This is a genomic window from Dyella sp. 01N448 (assembly GCF_056399225.1).
This window is the reverse complement of record NZ_JBFTQX010000009.1, coordinates 38,421-57,905: the sequence shown is the minus strand read 5'-3', so window position 1 is coordinate 57,905 and position 19,485 is coordinate 38,421. Positions and strand designations below refer to the sequence as shown.

Below are 19,485 nucleotides of genomic sequence, written 5' to 3'. Positions count from 1 at the left end.
ATATGTCTGCTTGGCCGTCCCTGAGCCTGGAGGGCACACTGATAGCCCCCGCAATGGTTGCCGCCATTGATCGCCAGGAAGGGTCGGAGCAGACGCCTGAGTCCTATGGTGTTCGCAGAGGCCTGAGCCTCCGCGACGAAATTTCCACTGCGTTTCGTGTAGGCCAATCGCATTTCGACTCTTTCGCCAAGCGGGAGAACCCATCCGCCGATGTCACCCGCCGTTTCGTCCGTGACTTCCTGCGCGAAACCTTTGGCTTCGCCGATCTCGAAGCCGGGGGCGATATCGTGACTTTCCTCGCCGGCGGGCGAGTGCCGGTGGTGGTGGTCCCACCCGACGAAGCACTTGACCGACGCAGTAGGACCTTGTCTGTCGAGCGCTCGCGCTCCCCGGCTTTTGCACTCCAGGACACTCTGAACGAACGCGACGAGGCCCTCTGGGGCTTAGTGACTAACGGCTCGCAATTGCGCTTGATGCGGGACAACGCTTCACTTACGCGGCCGTCATACATCGAAGCCGACCTTAACCAGATCTTCGAAAATGAAGACGCAGCGTCCTTCGCTGCGCTCTGGCTGATGATCCACCGCAGCCGCTTCGGAATGTTGGGGGCCCCGGCGGCCGATTGTGCGCTCGAGCGCTGGCGCGAGGCAGGCAGCCGTGAGGGCGAGGCCGCGCGCGATCGCCTTGCCGGTCAAGTCCAAGCCGCTCTTCTGGTGCTCGGTACCGGCTTCCTGCAAGCTAACCCCGAATTGGCAACCCGTCTAAGCACCGGTGAGCTGGCTTTGACGGACTGGTTCAACGAGTTGTTACGCCTTGTTTATCGCCTCATCTTCCTGATGGTGGCCGAGGACCGGAATCTGTTGCACTCGCCGGATGCTGAGCCCGAAGCACGCAAGCTATATGCTGACGGCTACAGCATGGCCATGCTGCGCACCCAGTGCGTGCGTCGCGCGACCTGGGACCGGCATCATGATCGCTACGAAGGTATAAAGATCGTCTTTCGTGGCCTCGCTCACGGACAACAGGTATTGGCGTTGCCTGCACTTGCCGGCTTGTTCGGAGAAGAACAGCTACCGAACCTGAGTAGCGCACGCATCCGAAATGCTGCCTTAATGAAGGCGCTTTATGGCTTAGCCTGGTTGAGCGATAGGACGGGAATGGTGCCAGTTAACTGGCGTGCGATGGAAACGGAGGAGCTCGGTTCCGTCTACGAGTCCTTGCTGGAACTGCAGCCACAAATTGGTGCTGATGGTCGCTCCCTCGCCTTCGCCTCCGAAGCGGCCGAAATGAAGGGCAATCAGCGCAAAACCTCTGGCTCCTACTACACGCCAGATAGCCTGGTACAGGCCCTGCTTGATGCCGCGCTTGATCCCGTTCTCGACCGAACGGAGTCTGAAGCAGACGACCCAGCCAAGGCTTTGCTCGAACTCAGCGTGGTTGACCCGGCCTGTGGCTCCGGCCACTTCCTTCTGGGGGCTGCACGCCGCATCGCCACGCGTTTGGCTCGCATCCGTGCTGAGGGTACGCCATCACTGGCAGACTTTCGCCATGCGCTGCGTGATGTTGCGCGCTGCTGCATCTATGGCGTAGATCGCAATCCTATGGCAGTGGAGCTGACCAAGGTCGCACTCTGGATCGAAACCGTGGATCCCGGCCTGCCGCTGGGCTTTTTCGATGCACAGGTTCGCTGCGGCGATGCGCTGGTTGGCGTGTTTGACCTCAGGGTGCTGCAGGACGGCATTCCCGATGCCGCGTACAAGCCGCTTACAGCCGACGATAAAGAAACTGCTAAGTACTACCTTAGGGTTAACCAGGATGCGAAGGCCGGGCAGGGCGGCTTCGATTTCGATAATCGCCGTACGCGCATGCCGGCCATGAGGCCGCTGGCCGCGGACTTTGCCGGCCTACGTGCGCTACCCGAAAGCACTGTGGAGGAAATCAACGACAAGCGCACACGATTGGAGACATTGCGTGCTTCGTCTACATTCAACCAGTTGCAGACCGCGGCGGACCTTTATGTTGCAGCGTTCCTGTTACCGAAAACAGGAGGAGTGCCTGAAGGGCCGGTCGCGCGGATCGTACCAACGACCGATGAGCTCTGGGCCGCGTTCGCAGAATATGACGCGCCCTATCAGATGCGCACGGCGGTCGGAATAGCACGCCAGGCGCGGGCCTTCCACTGGCCGCTTGAGTTTCCGGATGTCATGCAACGTGGTGGGTTTGACTTGGTTCTTGGCAATCCTCCTTGGGACGCCATGAGTCCGGACTACAAGGAGTTCTTCTCGGTCTACGACCCAACCGTGCGGCATCTATCCCCGGTAGATCAGAAATCAGTCGTCAATCGCTTGCTTTCGAATCCTGCTATCTCCGCACGTTGGAACAAGCACTGTGCGGATCTCTATGCATCGGTCCATTTCATCAAGTCCAGCGGCCGTTACAGGTTGTTTGCGCCTGGCAATCTTGGGAAGGGCGATTTCAACGTCTACCGAATGTTCGTCGAGACTGCGCTGGCTGCGACTCGCGAAGGGCGTGTGGCGGCACAGTTTGTTCCCGAGGGGCTATATAACGGAGCAAATGCGACTGCGATTAGAAGGGAGTTGTTCGAGACATTTTGCCTAAAGAGTCTTGCCGGATTCGAAAACTCCAAGGGCATCTGGTTCCCCGCGATTGATACACGAATGAAGTTTTGTCTGTACGTGGCATGGAAAGGCGGCCAGACCGATCGATTCTTGGCGTCCTTTCGAGTTAATTCAACAGAAGGACTGCAAAACGTTATTGTGGGTCGCACACTAACGATTCCGGTTTCAATCGTTGAAGAGTTTTCGCCGGATGCGCTGGCAGTGATGGAGTTTGCAGATCAGTCGGAGATTGATGTATGCGCAAAGATGTACGCGCGCTATCCCAAGTTCGGCGCCCAGGTCGAAGGAGCACCTTATCGTCATTACATGCGTGAAGTGGATATGGGAACCGACCGCGGTTTGTTCACGGATGGAGACATTGGTCTACCTGTTTACGAAGGGCGCATGATCGATGCCTTCGACTATCGAACCAAGGGATACGTCTCTGGTCGTGGCAGATCCGCTGTCTGGGAAGACATGCCCTTTGGATCGCCGCGCAAACGCATACGGCCGCAATGGCGAGTTCGGCAGGAGTCGATTCCCGACAAGCTTGCTGATCGAGTCTGTCGATACAGGATTGGATTCGGAGACGTGGCGAGTCCAACAAATTCGCGCAGTCTAGTTGCGGCGCTTATCCCGAAGGAAGTCGTCAGCGGCCACAAAGTTCCAACCATTGAGTTTGCAAAGGGAGGCGCCAAGGATCTTCTGTTATGGCTTGGAATAGCCAATTCTTTTGCCATGGATTTCTTGGTTCGTAAAAAGGTTTCGCTGACCATGTCCTACACGATTATGGACAGCCTGCCTTTTCCGCGAGACTTTGAACAAACCAAAGCCGCTGACGAAATTGCTCAGCGTGTCTGCGCGCTCTGCGCTGTGGGGCCTGAGATGGATGCCTTCCGTAAGATGGGCGTGGAGGCCAACATCTTGAGGTCCGTTGACGATGTTGTCGAAGACCCGGATCGCCGAGCGGCACTAGCCGCCGAAGTCGATACTCTCGTCGCGCGTGAGGTGTTTGGACTAACTAAGGACGAAATGCTCTACATCTTGGATCCAGCGAACATACTTGGCGCGGATTGCGGGATCGAAACCTTCAAGGCCTTGCGCAACCGTGAACTACGAGAATTTGGCGAATTCCGTACTCAGCGATTGATCATGGAAGCCTGGGAAAAGACGGAGGCCAAGGAGGCGCAACAAACGATGCTACTTGCCAAGACACCGGCCGGTGATTTGGCGGTACCCGTCGAACTTCCGCCACTTGATGTTCTGCAGGACGGGGCATGGTCGTGGCCAGCGGACATTCCGCCATCGAGTCGTCTCCGCTATGTTGCTCAGTACACTCTATGGCTTGTAGATCCAGCTGAGGATGGCAAGCGCGTGCGGTTTCTTATTGCGTGCCTCGCGGAGCCGGCGCTACTAACCCCATGGCTGTCAAGCTCCGAACGGGCGCACTGGACCAGACTCGTTGGCCCCGAGGCGCAGCCTGTGACTGGGGTAACCCGCTTGCGCCCACAGATCAATGAAGTCTGGCGCTCAATGTTCCAGACGCTTTTGAGTTCTGGTCAACTAGAGGAGCGTGCTGACGGTGGATGGGCACGGGGGCGGGATTTCGAGCCGGCAGGATTAAGGGTCGAATCTGCCGATGCCCAGCGCGTAACATTTGCTATGCGCGTGATTCGAAACCTCGCCACAGAGAGCCTGACTGCTGCCATTGCACCGGAAGATAATGTGATCTGGAAGAGGTTCGGTGGTGGTACGGCAGCCTGATATGTTTGCCGCGCCGATTCGACCTCCGGAGGCCCCGGCGGGTCGCACGGGCCCGCGCCTTTGGGTGCGCCGCTTGGCCATCTTGAAGAATCCCGACACTTTCATCCGGGATGTGATTCTTAGGCCTGGCCTCAACATCATCTGGACGCCTGACATGGCCTCCAGTGGCAATAGCTCGCTAGCCCATGGCAGTGGCAAGACGACGTTTTGCCGGTTACTACGTGCCTGCCTTGGTGAGCCGGAATTCGCGACAGAGGAACAGCACCGACGTATTTCGTCGCAGCTTCCGCAGGGCTTGGTGGCTGCTGAAGTTCTAATCGACGGTATCTGTTGGGTGGCTGTTCGTCCGTTGGGGCTTCGCAGCAGTCAGTTTGTTGTTCAGATGGGCTCCATCGAAGAGGCTTTGACCTCGGTCCGCCGTGAAGATGATCGTTCGTCCCTTGATCCCATCCTGATTGGCGCTTTCTTTTCAGGCTTTGCGGGGATCACTCCTCCCGAGGTGGCTCCCGAGCAGGTCTGGGATGTTCTGCGGGCCTGGTTGACCCGCGATCAGGAATGCCGTCTTGCGGACATTTTGTCGTGGCGATCGCCGCGCACTTATACCCGATCACGTGCGCAGGCTCTGGGCGAGACAGCCAAACTAACAATGGTTCGCCTTGCACTGCGCGCCCTTGATGCGGAGGAGCAAGGGGCTGCTGCCCGTGAGCGAGAGCTTGTGGCTGCAGCGGAGAACGAACGTCGCCGCCAAGCCTATCGTGAGCAGTCGCATGCCGAGAGCTTGAGCTCAATACGAGCAGCCTTAGGTGTTGAAGATGACGTGGGTTTCGAGGACGCCATTGGTCGAATAGGATTGGTATCGCTGGCAGAGAGGGCGTTGACCGAAGCGATTCGTGTCAACTTGCCAGCTCCACCCGACATCGGTTCGCTCTTCACCCGCTTGCATATACTCGCTAAGAGTCGCGGCGATTTAGAGGTCAGGCAGCAGCAATCTGAGAACGAAGTGCGATTCAAGCGAGGTGAGGCCGAACGCTTTCGCGCGGAAGCAAATCTCGGGCAAATAGATATCACACAAGGGAAGGTTAGGATCTGCCCGATCTGCAAAGTCCGGATAGATGACGTCAAGGCGAGGGGCTGCGGCATTTCTCTCGAGCAGTGCGATCTCGCAGCACTCAAGGCCGAGATTGAGGGAAAGCAGAAGAGAGCGAGAGACCTGGATGAAGAGGCGTCCAATGCCGAACAGGAGGCGAATAGGATCGCAGCCCTGATAAATCAGATCGAACCAAAGTTACGGGCACTTGAGAAAGAGGTTCAGGAAGCAGACGCAGCCAATCGGCTCGCGCAAACAGGTTCGATTGAAGTCCAGGATCGAATCTATCGGGCACGTCGCACGCTTGACGAAGTACGGGAGCTGCGTGACAGCGAGGCGGTCGTGAAGCCATTGCGTCACGGAACTGATGAACTAGAGACGGTTCGCGCGCAGTTGGATCAAGGGCGCTCGCGGGCCAGGGCGGCCATCAAAATGCTGGAGGAGAAATACCAGGGAGTTATGGCCGATTGGCTTCCCGAGGGCGTAGAAGGCGCAATCAAGCTAGATGGAAATGGCCTAAAGGTTGACGCCCAATTTTCTGGAAGAGGCGAAGTTTCGACTGCTGCCTTGGACTCACTCAAGGTCGTTGCTTTTGACTTGGCAGCGCTGCAAATGGCGATTGAGGAAAAGGCAGATCTGCCTGCTTTCCTAATTCATGATAGCCCGCGTGAAGCGGACTTGGATGGGCAGCTATACGCTCGCCTCTTCATCCTGCTACAACAATGGGAACTGAAGGTAGTAACGCCTTGCTTCCAATACATCGTCACAACCACGAGTGCACCACCGCTCGAGTTACAGAATGACCTCTACGTCAGGCTGCGAATGAGCTCAACTCCTGCGACAGAACGCCTGTTTGGGATGGACCTTTGATGAGGGCCGAAATGATTGCGTTGGAATCTCCTCAAACTTTCATCGTCTCGCAAGAATGTCAGAAGGTTGCTTGGCAGAACGGGTTTCGTCGCGCTCTTGGCGAAGATAGCGGGTGGTCCCGTTATGGTTCTACTACTGCACAAGGCGTGATCCATCTCGCCGCTTTCGGGCCGCAGGGCCCCTGGGCCCTCGCCCTCGACCATGCCGGTGTTGTCGAAGAATTGAATCTTTCTCGCGTCGACATCCCCGGCCCTGGCTGCGCGCGATATGTATTCGACGATCTGCGAGCGCTCTATGCTGCCATGCCTCGTGTCTATCAGCTGGCTGCGAGCCTGCCGGATGCACCGCTTCAAGCGTTCTTGGCAAAGGTCAGCATGCTGCCCGAGACTACTGAAGCCGAGCGACTCGTTATCCAGCGCATCGGCCAGGACATTTTTCGAGCGAGTTTGGTGGACTATTGGCGGGGCTCGTGTCCGCTGACTGGTATCACCGATCCCGCGCTACTGCGCGCTTCTCATATCGTGCCATGGAGCGTCTGCGCCAGTGATGCTGAGCGGCTAGATGTCCATAATGGCCTTCTGCTGTCTGCGTTGTGGGACGCCGCTTTTGATCGTGGCCTTGTCACCTTTGACGATAACGGCAACCCGTTATTCTCGCCCCACCTTAGTCTGGCCGCGCGAGAAGAGCTCCGTTGGCAATCACCGGTCGCGCTGACAGATGTGCATTTGGTCCGCATGGCATGGCATAGGGCTGAGCGCTTTTGGGGAGCGCCATAATCGACAAGAGATAATGGTGGCTCCTGGCTCCGCTAGGGAGGCAACGATCCATTAGCGCGAGTAACCCAAAAGGGCACAGGTCTTGTACGAAACGGAATAGAAATTCAAACCGGGCTCAAGCGAAATCTATGCTTACTCCGCAAGCCCCTGTGTTTGCTTGGATTGATCACCCCTTTTTCATACTAGTAAACGCAACGAAATCAAGTACTTGACGTGTTTTTGTGAGGCGAGTAGGTTTGGCCCTGACGTACAGCCGGGACGGACTGGGCATGACCGAGCGGGACGTGGACAAATCTCCAACCGCCCGATGGCTTATGCGAGAGCACGGGGCCATCTTGCGCGCATCAGTTGCTGCAAAGATTCTAGGTTTTGAAAGCACTGAGGCTCTTCGGCGTGCACGCATCCGCCAGACGTTACCTATTCCAATGTTTACCATAGAGGGCCGTCGCGGCTGGTTCGCCTCGACGGCTGTTGTTGCTGCCTGGATCGATCGGGCCACAGTCGTGACGACTAGCGCGGGAATTCATCCTCATGAGTAGGATGACAACCTCCTCGGGCCACGCACCTTTGCTGCCTGGGGTGCAGCAACGTGTCATCGCCCTTCCCGAATACCAAACGGAACCGACGCCCTCTGGCCACTATGGTCACTTCGATATCCGTTGGCGATCGGGAATCGAACTAAATGTTTGGTGTTCCAGATTAGTTTCACCCAGCAAAGGAGGGCGAGGTCTAAGTTCAGTGGTCTAAACAACATCCGGAAAAAGAAAAACCACCCTGTGGCGGGGTGGTTTTTCCGGCGCGACTTGATGGCTCAAGCCTGGTTCGCTTGAGCAGGAGTCTGTACCCCTGCCGCCTATCCCGTCAAGCCTCCGGCCATCCCGATATGTAACACCGCCATTTTTGGCGGTGGGGAGGCTTGCATGCCAGAGAAGTGCATTGACTCGGCGTTGGCCCTAGTAGCCAGAGCCATCAGTGGCGAGTGTCTGCCCTCAACGGGCCATTCGCAATGAAAATGACCCCCAAGAAGTTCATGGCCATGATCGCGTCAGGGCGAGGCATGGGCGTGGGAGACGACTATCGACCATGGGAGGAGATCACGCGGAAAAGATCCTCCCCCTTTTCCAACCTCAACCTGATCCCCGTTCCACACCTCACCCGGCTGGCCCACTATCTATCGCGGGGCGAGCGTGAATTCGCTCTTTTGCTCTGGTGGCTTGGTGCCGAAGATGTTCGAGAGCAGTATCCGCTCTGGCCCTGGCCACATCCGCAGCCCGTGCGCGCTATCAGCGAGCACACCGGCGAACCCGATTATCACCCGGGCATGGCCGTTGTGGCTGCAGACGCGGGCATCCGACTGGGGTGCTACCCCGGCATGGGCATCCCAGCAGTCCTCACGCTTGATCTCTTGGCCACCATCCCGGAAAAACTGTGTTCAAGTCAGCTTGTGGGGTTTAGTTGCAAGCCACTTAGCCTCTACTTGAAGGCAGGCCCCGGCGAGCGTCTGCGGGAGCGACTCGAGCTAGATCGTCGCTACTGTTTGGCGGCAAATATCCAGCACCACCTGGTGCATCCGGAGCAATTGTCGAAAACGCTCGTTGTCCAGCTCCATTGGCTCGCGCCTATCGAGCCGATAGACAAGCTGAGGCTATTGGTTAACTCCGAGGCCTACAAAGACTACCTGGCGACGATGCGTAAGTATGCCTATGTTGAACCCGTGTACGGAGCCTCGGGCCGGGCGAGCCATCGAGTCGGCTGGTCTGTTGAAGAAGAACATCGAGCCTTAAAGATTGCTCTCTGGTATCAGCACCTGGATGCCAACCTCTCTCTCCCAATTCACACCACGCGGCCGCTTTGCCATGGCGGGGTACAGATCAAAAAGGATTTCCAGAACCATTGGTTCGGAGATCAGCCATGAGGCCGGCCATTGGGCACATCATTCGACCAGCGATCGACGACGGATGCGAGACGCTTGAAAGGCCTCACCGCGTCCTGGCGATCGATGAAGAAAGTGATTCGATATGGCTCATAACTATACCCGGCCACAAATCCAGGTACGCCTCAGGTCCTGAGCGCTTCAGCCTTGAAGACATTAAGAATGACGTCGCGGTTGGCGCATTGGTATCGGCAACCGTTCCGCTTCCCGGGTTATGGCAGCTGTCAGACGCTGACTATGTGAATGAAGCTCCCACAGATCGAGAAAAGAAGTTGCGTCAAAAGCGCATGGCAGAAAGGGATCGGCGCTGGAAGGTCGTGGAAGCGCTTGTGGGGGGGCATGCTGCTCAAAGCCTGGCGCCCATCGCGCCAATGTTGCGGGAGGAAGTTAAATCCCAAGCGATCGCTCATAAGCGAAGTGTGCCGACCATTTATAGCTGGCTACATCGGTACTGGGCGGGTGGTGAATGTATAAATAGCCTGATACCCAATTGGAGCAAGTGCGGTGGTCCCGGACAGCGGAAAGTGCAAACGGGACAGCGCCTTGGTCGCAAATCCAGAGCCTATATTCGTGGTGCTTTCGAGAGCGAGGGCTATATCCTCAAGGAAGGAGATCCAGAGCGGCTCGCGCTTGGATACAGCCTTGTTAAGCCCCGTGTCACTGTACGCGATGCGTATCTGCGAACCTGCGCTGCGTTTTGGTCAGACACGCGCCAAAACGATCAAGGCGAGATCGAATGCGTGCTGTGGGAGTCCCACTTGCGCCCGACTCAGGTGCAATTTGAGTATTGGGGAGGAAAGATCCACGGTAGTCCTCTGCAACGGAGGATGCTTGGGGTAGACGGTTGGAACACATCGACATTGGCCGTTGCCGGAAGCGCTCAGGACCAGGTTCATGCCGTCGGCCAGATGGCCATGATTGACTCGACAAGCACGGACGTCTATCTCACATCCGTATACTCGCGGTGCAAAGTATTACCTCCCATGCATCGCACCATCGTCAAGGATGTGCGGTCGACGCTTCTTGTTGGATTCTACGTCGGCTGGGAGGCACCGAGTTACGAGACGTGCATGCAGGCGATTCTGTGTTCTGCAGACAGTAAGGTCGAACTATATGCAAAATTCGGCATCGCGATCGATGAAGATGACTTTCCGAGCATGTTGCACCGGCTGTACTTGGCTGACCAGGGGGAAATGAAATCTGCCGCAATGGTCGAGGCCGAGAAGAACTTCCGATTCGGTATCGAGTTTGCCAAGTCTTACAGCGGGCAAAGCAAGAGCCAGGTTGAAACCCAGCATCACACGGACCACAAAGAGCTTGACCACAAGCTGTCGGGAACGACTCGCGGAAAACAGCGGCAACGCGGTGAAAAAGCACCGGCACTAGAGGCGCTATGGAACTATCCGGAATACATGCGGGAGTTCCTGTCATGGGTTCTCGAATACAACAACCAGGAAGTTCACGATCTCGCACCGACCGACATGTTGATCGCGGAAGTACGCCCCACTAGGCTCAACATATTCAAATGGCTCCGCGACCATAACGCATGCGCGAGTCTGCCGTGCGACGTCAATCATTTGCGCACCTATGCGCTGCCGGAGACAGCAGCCGTCATGCGACGTGACGGCATTCACCTTCTGATGGAGGACGGCATCAGGTATCTGCCGGGTAATCGCTTCTACATCAGCAATCTTGAGCAGGACCACCGGTGGAAACGTGCGGCGGCGAAACAAACATCTGTCAAGATCAGCGTGAGGTTCGACGGCAAGGACCTGAGCCAAGTTTGGCTTCCTACGGCTGAAGGCTTGCTGCGAATCCCGAACGTCGTCGCAGACATCCATGCACAGAACGAAATTTCACTGGTGGATTTCGTTCAGCATGTGACTGAGGAGGATATTAGAGCGGACCTTGCAAGGGGCCAGGTTGACCAGAGGCAGCTGAACACGACACTTCGACGTGACGCCGTTGAGCGCCAAGCACGAAAGGAAAAATTGGCGGAACAGAAGTCGCAGCCAAAGAAATTGAGCAAGAAGGAGCAAATTTCTGAGCTTCGCAAGAACCGCGAAGAAGAAATTGAGCGTATTCGGACAACGGACAACAAGCGACTCCCCGCGCCTGCGGCCTCTTCAGAACCAACATCCGCGCCAATGTCCGCTGCCGATCTGGCAATGGAGAAGTTTCTTGAGGAGGCAGTCATATGACCGAGGCAGACCGCAGCCATCTCGATGTTCTTGGAGGAGACAACCCACTGCTGGAAGCTGTGGCGCCGTTCATTACCTTCAATAATTGGCCGAGCGCTCTGTTGTCCGAACCGCTCAAAAAGTGCAACTGGCGATCCGTGCCGCCCGAGCTGCGTACGCCGCTCCTGGAACTCAGTGATGATCACTATTGGCCGCATCGTATGATCATCGACGCCGCCGACAGCATCCAGTCGATGCTACGCGGAAGCCTGATGGCTCGGAACCCGATGTCTGTCGCTGAGCAACGGCGCATCAACGCGCTGGCTCTCACACAAGACATCCGTCGTCTCAACCTGCAATCCCTACGCGTACGATACGGAGGCGGCATCATTTCGGCCATCACCGGGATGGGCAAATCCGATTTACTTGAGCGAGCGCTTTCGGTCGTAGCGCCAGAGCAAGTTGTCGTGCATGGAAGAAGCGAGGCATGTGGCTGGTCATCGCTGACGCAGGTTCTCTACCTTGTAATTGATGCCCCGTCAAATGGCACGCGAGGCGGCGTTTTGGCACGTATTGTGGCTGCGCTGGATACGCTCCTTGGCACCGACTACAACGACACCTTTCGAAAACTGCGGAACCTCGATGCCGCTCTTCTCTTCGTGACAAAGCTTCTCTCCAATCATCGAGTAGGCTTACTGGCCATTGATGAAAACCAAAGAGACAACTTCGGAGAGAGTTTTTGGTGCCGTAGTTTCGTTCTGTTCTATCTCGGCCTCATGAACTTGGGAATTCCTGTCCTTCTCCTTGGTAACCCATTGGCGTTTATCAGCCTTGAATCGGACGCTCAGACCATGCGGCGATTTTCGACTGCCGGCTACCATCAACTCGTGCCCGCGTCTGCTGCCGATCTTTGGTGGGCGAAGGACTTTGTACCTGGTATGTGTGGCTTCTCACTATGTGAAGAAGTTCCGGCTGTGGCGGAGGTGCTTGAAAGGAGCTTTCCGTTAACCTCGGGCGTGCCTGGTCTGTTTGTTCCCGTATGGCTTGAGGCGCAGCGGATAGCCCTGCGTCGTGGGGGAACCGTTGCGCGGATGTCTATTGAGGATATTGCGGCGGCGGCCCAGTCGCCGAGGGTTAGGCAACTATCAGCGATGGCCTCACAGGTATCGGGCGTCATTGGCAGCAAGTTCTTGGATATACCGGCCAAGGCTGCCAAGGCCGAGGCGGATAGCGAGAGCAGTGGTACCGGTATCGGGGCTGGCGATCAACCAAAGACGTTCGCCGCTCCCAACGTGCAGTCCTCCGTGGAGGCGATTCGTGCAGAATTCGGTAAGCAACAAGCGAGGCTTGAGAAGATGGAAAGGGCTCGGATGCTCCGGCAGGAACTGGGCACGGAAGATCTACGGGCTCATGAAGCGCGATTGGAATCGTTTGCTGGGACCGAAAACGTGCAAGAAATCCTGCGCCCCTTAGCGGAACGGGGGACTCCCAAGATGCGATAACACCTCCGTCAGGCTTGGGATGACCATGCGAGTTCTCGCCGATCGAGTTCTTTGGTCAGCCAGGATGACCTATCCCAGGATTGCTCCTTTGACATGGTATAGAGGAGATCGTCATGCAGCGTCCTTACGAAAGACCTGAGGATGATGCGATCGATCCCCGATGCATTGGCCACCGAATAGATATCCATGTCTTCAGCAAGCGATCGGCACAGGGCGGGCGGGAAATTCTGGTCGAATACGCATCGACGCAGTGTTTCCTGGGTCGCTGTTGAAATCCAGGACCCATAGGGTCGCGGTGACGAAAGAGGTATGGGGAAATGCCATGGCGACGTATCTTTCCTCGACGGACTAAGCTTTAAAACATCGAGGGCCCCACAAATCACAAGTCGCGAGGCAACGTAGCTCGCGTGGATTTTCTGTTCCAATTCTCCCCGTACAAAGGACGCCCCATCGGGAAGATGAAGTCGCAGAGCAAGCTCTTCGATGGGAACGTGCCAACTCGATTCAATCGCGTGGACAATCTGCGTGCACGCCTGGTCCACTGTGCCGTAATGAATAACAACTGCGTCCATCACAAGCGTCCAGACATCCGGCTTGATGCCGATCAGATTACCTTCGAACGCCTCTTCCCATAGCTTGAGGTGAGCGGCATATCCATCGGACATGAAGAGACGAGAAGCCATGTCTGTGGGCTTTCCCAGACATTTCATTGTAGGTAGACCGGAAGGCCACTTACGCGCCCCATGCCTGCCCTGGGTGGAGAGGTCGTCGTGCAATGCCGCCCCATGGTTAGCGCAGTGACCGATCGACGGCAGCTGATGAAGAACGTGCCATGCGGCAAATCCCTGTGACGCTATGTCCTCGTCCATGCAGTGAGGACAAATTCGGAAGATGCTGGACGAGAGCAACGGAATTTTCCTTTTACGGTGACCTCTAAACGCCCAACGATGTCGATTGGCTTCTCCCGAGATGAGGTGGCGCGCTAGTGTGTCGGCCGCCGATGGTGCCATCACGCTGGAGTAGGCCCCGAACAATGTGTGCTGTTCAAGCACTTTTCGTGGGGAACCGAAGCTACCGAATAACCTGTTTGACAGATCGCCAATGCGTGAACCGAGCACATCAGGGGATGATTTTATTTTCCCATAAAGCTCCTTAGACGAGCTCTCAAATGAAGTGAACATTTCGCGATGCAACGCGACTGCCGTCGTAACTTCGTCGCCCGACCTTAGCAGTGGCATGAAGCCAAGTGTCCTCATGTCGTTGTACCTCGATTCTTGCGCAGCTTGAAATTCCTCCAGAGGCTGGGAATATTCTCTCGGAGCCACTCGCGATCATTTCGGTACAACCATATGTAGGGACTTCCAGAGAGCCCCTGTATTTGCTTCGTTTGCGCCATTGCATTCTGCTGAAGAAGGCGGATGAAGCGCGTTCGCGCTTGTTTTCTTGTCCTGAGGAACCGGCTTAACTTCCACGCCTCCTTCAGCTCGTAATCAGACGAGAGAAGTCGGCTGATCGATATTCTGGAGATGCCAACTTCCATGGCGGCGACAGCAACGTCCGCGCCATGGCGCAATAACTTTCTTGCTGACGTCTTCATAGAAGCCGAGAAGGATTTGGTGCGCGGTGTATACGGTAGACCTCTCCGGTTGGCCCATATCACACCCGTCGTTACGCTGATACCGACCATTCGACTCGCAGATCGTATTGAGTGGCCTTCCGTCACGAGATCGCAGAAGTCCTCCGACACATGATTTATTACCCGCGGCTCGGGGCCGATGTTGCAAGGCCCCTGCAAACGTGAAGCGTCGTAGGCCACTTCGAAGTCCTGCCACGTGTCAAATAGCATCGTTATCAGCAGTAGATGCTTTAGTGGGTGCCCCGGCCGTGGCTTTCGACGGGCAAGCACTGCAGCCAGACCAGGCCAATCCTGAGTGACAGCTTGGAGTGCCTCAAAGCCTGGGACTGTCTCTATGCCTTTGTAGTGCGATCGGGTCGCCTTCACCAATGCAGCCAACCTAAGGCTTCCCCTCGCTGTCGCAAGGCCATGGGCCCGGAGAGCTGTCTGATATGTACGGGCGAGCACTGTGCAGTCTAAGGATCCGGGGGAGCGTCGAGAGAAGTGTTCAGAAAACTCCGCCAATCTGAGAAGGCGGTCGATCTGAACTGGCTCGAGATTCGGGTACTCAATCCACTGTTTCTTCAGTCCCCCTGCTGGAAGCAGCCACCCCCGTCGATGGACAGGCGTAACTGTGTCCCATACGAGGGAGAGAGGGCAGCGGTGCCTTCGGCAAACGGCAACTGACGGATACTGATGGTCCAGATGCCAGTAAGCGACGCCGCACGACTCTTCGTCCTCCTTGAAGCACGTGATGCATCCTTTGAGTGGATGGCGTCCTCCAATGCGGCTCGCCGTGATCCCCAGGACCATCTTTAGCTCTGGCATGGCGTCGTGAAAGGTCCTGCTAAGTATGGTCGACACGAGCTCGGCGCCCGCCAACGGAAGAAAATAGCCTAGAAGGGTGTGTTCCAGCGCCAGCGTACGCGTCAAGCCTAGGCAGCCACGTGTGCTCCTCTGTAACCCCGCGAGATGCGAAGGAAAGTCGTGAATGAGGGCGGCATGTTTCGAACCGAATAGCCTAAGACTCGTTTCGACTGGGCTCAATCCATTCCACGCGTGCACCAACCCACACCAGCTATATAGAGTCTGGTTTGGTAGCAAGCATGGCAGGTTGAAAAGCACGCAACGACCAGCGCCTATCTAGGTCATTGTTTGATTAGATCACCGGTTCCGTCACTTGTGGAGTTGGATTATTTATTCCGGAAAACGTAGGGATGTGCGTGACCAAGGCCTTTATTTGCAGCTCGACTGCGTATTCCGGCCAGGTTGAGCATTGATCACCGAAAGGCATCTGTTCTTGGCTGTTTTAAATTGCGCTGCCTTTCGGTGAGCAAGAAGAGCCCCTGCACTTTGTCAGTGGAGACCTTCGGGCTGCGGGATACCCGCATGTGCTTCGATAAATCGATTCATCCGATTGGCTAGAGCAGCACGGCGTTCCTGCAGGAATTCCCGGTAACAGTCGGTGGACCATAGAGCTGGGTCAGTGGGGACACATTGGCTCTCCAGCGCCTGTTTGCCTTGGCTTGCGACAATCTCAGCGAGGTAACCAGTCGCTTCGCGATTACTGATGCGCCTGTTTGTCTGGCCAGTGATAAATGCCATGTTGGCAATCTCGTTAATCTCACCCGTTTCGTAACCGCGTGACTTAAGCAGCGATTTGGGGATGACGTGGTGCCACTGGATAAAGTGCAACTTACCCTGATGCGTTAGCGATACCCCAAGCCCGCTGTACCAGTCCTTGGCGCCAGCGGCTTTGAGCGCCAAGTAAGCCAGCGAGAAGAGGGGGCTATTAACACCACGGCCGGCCAAATCACCGGCCTCAACGTGGAGGCGGCCAAACTGGCGACGTACTGGTTCGATGAGAGCGGGAACTCCTCCACCTCGGAAGATGATCGCTAGATCTTCGTTAAGCAGCGTTTCGGTTGAGCCGCGAGAATAACGACCACGCGCATTCGCAACGAGGAGCCAATGAAGGAGCGCGCGCTGCTCTACATCTGACAACTTGTTGTCTTTAACGCGACTGACGGCCGCCAATGCATGAATGAACATCGGGGACGAGAGCAGAGACTCATCTTCAATGCCCGCGTTGCTTCGAAGGAAGTTGATTGCAAAGCGCAGCCCCTCCTTGGCTTCCTCCCAGCCCGCCTTCAGCTTCTCTATCGGCGTCGATGCGACGCTTCGAAAGAGGCACTGATGCGTAGCAAAGACAACAATGGATCGAACCAGTTGGCCAAGGTCGATCGTGAACCAGCTTTGCTCGCACTCCTCTTGGAAAAGCTCGAGCTGTTTGAGGAGGTTCGGCCAACGGGAGGTCATCTGCGCGAGCGCGAGGTCCGAAGAGCGGAGCTTGGCGCCCAAGGAATTCACGCGAACAAAGATTTCAGTCACCTCTTCGTAACTCATGCCCCGTTCGAGCACGTGTACGACGTAGGAGTAGTCCTTGATTGCTCTAAGTTTCTTCAGGCGATCCGAGTACTTCTGGAAGCGGGGGTCCTTGAATGATTCAATGCCGGCGCGTTCAAGCAATTCCGCGTCATTGTTGTTGCGAAATACTTCGCTTACCGACACCCAGTGAGGTTGCGAGAGGAGGCTTCGGCTTGCGACGACAAAGGTTCGACGAGTGAGCTTTTCTTGGAAGCCCTCTTCGGAGTCGGCATCATCTCCGTCCTCGGTTTCCTCGTCGTCGGGTGTCATGGTGGAGACTTCGTCGCTTTCAACCTCGATAACCTCGCTAGGCGGACCATCGGGGTGTTCCAGGTTGAATAGAATATCGATGGGTCGCCTTCGTCCTCGGACCTGAACGGGATCGCCGTTGACCACCGCTGTTAAGGATGTCAGCCGTTGCTGTCCGTCAAGAAGGAGCTTGCGACCAGCAAAGGCATTGCTGTCTTGGGCGATCGCAAAGTCTCTGGTGGGAATCGGTTCGTCGGTTTCCCACATGAGAATGGATCCGCTGGGATACCCACGATACAGAGAATCAAGAAGATCTCGCACGCGGGTAGCGCGCCAGACGTAATGTCGTTGAATCTCCGGCAAACGGAGTTCGCCACGCTTGTACATATCAACCAGCGTGGCGATTGGAATGTTCTGCTGTTGCATGTGTTCCCCTGAGGCGGCCGTCCGGTGTGCCTATCCTGTTTCGTTATATCAGCCAACTTCAGTGGTTGGCGAGTGCCGGCCAGGCCGGGCCAGGAGCGATTTCTCAGTTGAATGAATTGGTTGGCCTGCACCTTGTTCGCCCCGAAGCCGAGCGCTAAGGGGACCTTAGGGTCATAAAGCATGCTATCGATTGGTTTGATCTACCCGGCCGACTTTTACCGATCGCCAAATGCTCTCTTCAAAGAGCTGAAATGGTTGTACCTTCAGGGTTCAAATTGGTCATTTCCGTTACTTCTTGAAACTCCGCGAGATAGTCGGGCTGATGTTCTTGCAGCCAGCTCACGATGGCGGGTTTCTTCAAACATCTTGATAGGTAGGCTTTTGCAATCGTTAGCTCGAGGACATCCTCGCCGTAGCTCTCTTCAACGTACTTGGTCTTCTTCTGCGCCGCCGCAAGCTCGCGTTCGAGCCTGGCGATCTGCTCTCGGGAAATGTCCTGGAACTGGGGCCGCGATTTGTTGGCGGCGAGCTGCTCGTCTGGGGTGGCAGCGAGGATTGTCTTGATGAAGTTGGATGAGTAGTTTTTCTGGCCAATCATAAGCTCGACGGCTTCGATCTGGCGCATGGGTTTCATACGCTTAAGGATCTCAAAGACATTTCTAGGGCATGGCCCATCCGCCAATAATTCAACCGCGTCGTCGCAAATACCATCCAGCATTCGGAAGCGTCGCCTGACGGTGTTGACATCAAGTCTTAGAGCTTTGGCAATTCGTTCCTCATCGACGCCACGCTCGATGGCTCGGACGATCATCCTGTGCTCTTGAACGGCTGATAGGCGACTGATGCGTTTGTTGTACGTGTACGCCTCGTCATCCGTCGATACAAGGCATTCAACTTCTGTCCACCCAAGCTCGCGCGCGATCTCGATGCGAAGAAGGCCGTCGAGCAGAAAGTACGTGCCAGGCTTTTGTAGATTTGAAACGACCACAGGTAGCTCGACCATCCCAATCTCATGAATGGATGCGGCGATCTGTGCGTATTTCTGACTCTGCTTAATGGTTGCTCGCATCGGTTTAAGGGGGATGATGCAAGACAGCGGCACGTTTTGCGTTTCGCTCTCAAAGGCGGCCGGAGGGATTTTGTCGCTCATGCCAAGTCTCCTTTGGCCATCCGCCGCTCTAATGGGCCAGGTATGGTGCCTAGGCCTTCCCGGTGTAGCAGGGCGACGAAGCTTGGGTCCTGGCGGAGATGCTTGAGTGCTTGAACTACGAAGAACAAGCGCTTCTGCGTGAAGTCGGCCGTCTTGGCCATTAGCTGTTGCTTCCCTACCTCTCGCTCAAAGATGCGTCGAAGATGCTCAGCAGTTAGCTTCCTGCTTCCCTTTCGATTGATGCCAGAGGTATGTCGTTCGTTCTTACCGCGAAGGCTACGTTGGTCAAGAATGCGCCTTAGGAGCGCCAGCTTCTTCCCTTTGACGATGCCATGGGTGTAGGCGCTGGCGAGGGCCTCTTGTATGCCTGTGTCATCACTCCTCGAAATCGTTACGGCGAGGCTTATCGGGATGATGCCTTTCTCGACGGCTGCCAGAAGGCGTTCTTCTCCATGCTCCAATAGGCCCAAGATCATGTTCACCCAAGAGGCGGTGACGCCAAGTTTGTCGGCGACCTGCACATCGTCGTACCCACGGTGATGCAGACCCTCGATCTCCCGCATCAATTCGACAGCTTGGTGCTGCCGCCGAGCAATGTTTTCGACAAGGCTCATGACCATGCAGTCTTCCTCGTCGGCTGAAATGACCATGCTTGGGATGCGGTCCATGCCCAGGAGTTGGTAGGCCTCCAGGCGACCTTGGCCGCAGACAAGGTCAAACTCGTCCTCGGAACCTTCCTGTGATCGTCGAGTCACGGTGATCGGCCGCTTAAGGCCGATCTTTTCGATGTTCTCAACAATGGTTCTGTATTGCCGTTGATTTCTTGCTCTTGGATTGAGCACATGTATCTTCGAGATAGGGACTAACTCGACAGTTCGCATGTCAGAT

General features: G+C 56.1%; 11 protein-coding genes. 6 read left to right on the top strand and 5 right to left on the bottom strand.

Annotated features, from left to right (window positions below; translation table 11 throughout):
* Positions 1-53 precede the first annotated feature (53 nt).
* The 6 genes from AC1DKY_RS15660 (at position 54) to AC1DKY_RS15635 (ending at position 12,730) form a co-directional block, all read left to right on the top strand.
* Positions 54-4,382, top strand: coding sequence for an Eco57I restriction-modification methylase domain-containing protein (locus AC1DKY_RS15660; protein WP_477180016.1), 4,329 nt, complete (start codon positions 54-56; stop codon positions 4,380-4,382).
* 73 nt (positions 4,383-4,455) lie between these two features.
* Positions 4,456-6,339: a hypothetical protein gene (locus AC1DKY_RS15655; protein ID WP_477180015.1), complete on the top strand. Its 1,884-nt coding sequence runs from the start codon at positions 4,456-4,458 to the stop codon at positions 6,337-6,339.
* An 11-nt stretch (positions 6,340-6,350) separates the two neighbouring features.
* Positions 6,351-7,115: an HNH endonuclease gene (locus AC1DKY_RS15650; protein WP_477180014.1), complete on the top strand. Its 765-nt coding sequence runs from the start codon at positions 6,351-6,353 to the stop codon at positions 7,113-7,115.
* Positions 7,116-8,121: 1,006 nt separating this feature from the next.
* On the top strand, positions 8,122-9,030 hold the full coding sequence (locus AC1DKY_RS15645; protein WP_477180013.1) for a hypothetical protein: 909 nt from the start codon (positions 8,122-8,124) through the stop codon (positions 9,028-9,030).
* A complete protein-coding gene (locus AC1DKY_RS15640; protein WP_477180012.1) occupies positions 9,027-11,249 on the top strand; it encodes a hypothetical protein in 2,223 nt (740 codons plus the stop codon). Before AC1DKY_RS15645 ends, AC1DKY_RS15640 begins: the two co-directional genes overlap by 4 nt.
* The gene (locus AC1DKY_RS15635) at positions 11,246-12,730 is read left to right on the top strand and encodes a TniB family NTP-binding protein (protein ID WP_477180011.1); all 1,485 of its coding nucleotides are present in this window, start codon (positions 11,246-11,248) and stop codon (positions 12,728-12,730) included. The genes AC1DKY_RS15640 and AC1DKY_RS15635 overlap by 4 nt, the downstream gene beginning before the upstream one ends.
* Before the next feature lie 8 nt (positions 12,731-12,738).
* Here AC1DKY_RS15635 and AC1DKY_RS15630 read toward each other — a convergent pair whose 3' ends face one another.
* The 5 genes from AC1DKY_RS15630 to AC1DKY_RS15610 all read right to left on the bottom strand — a co-directional run bounded on the left by AC1DKY_RS15630 (position 12,739) and on the right by AC1DKY_RS15610 (position 19,478).
* The gene (locus AC1DKY_RS15630) at positions 12,739-13,986 is read right to left on the bottom strand and encodes a TniQ family protein (RefSeq protein ID WP_477180010.1); all 1,248 of its coding nucleotides are present in this window, start codon (positions 13,984-13,986) and stop codon (positions 12,739-12,741) included.
* A complete protein-coding gene (locus tag AC1DKY_RS15625) occupies positions 13,983-15,470 on the bottom strand; it encodes a TnsD family Tn7-like transposition protein (protein ID WP_477180009.1) in 1,488 nt (495 codons plus the stop codon). The genes AC1DKY_RS15630 and AC1DKY_RS15625 overlap by 4 nt, the downstream gene beginning before the upstream one ends.
* 231 nt (positions 15,471-15,701) lie before the next feature.
* Complete coding sequence (locus AC1DKY_RS15620) at positions 15,702-17,447, bottom strand: GmrSD restriction endonuclease domain-containing protein (protein ID WP_477180008.1); 1,746 nt, start codon at positions 17,445-17,447, stop codon at positions 15,702-15,704.
* A gap of 238 nt (positions 17,448-17,685) precedes the next feature.
* Positions 17,686-18,597, bottom strand: a complete 912-nt coding sequence (locus tag AC1DKY_RS15615) for a plasmid partitioning protein RepB C-terminal domain-containing protein (RefSeq protein ID WP_477180007.1) — start codon at positions 18,595-18,597, stop codon at positions 17,686-17,688.
* Entirely contained in the window at positions 18,594-19,478 is an 885-nt protein-coding gene (locus tag AC1DKY_RS15610; protein WP_477180006.1) for a plasmid partitioning protein RepB C-terminal domain-containing protein, read from the bottom strand. The genes AC1DKY_RS15615 and AC1DKY_RS15610 overlap by 4 nt, the downstream gene beginning before the upstream one ends.
* Between the last annotated feature and the right edge of the window lie 7 nt (positions 19,479-19,485).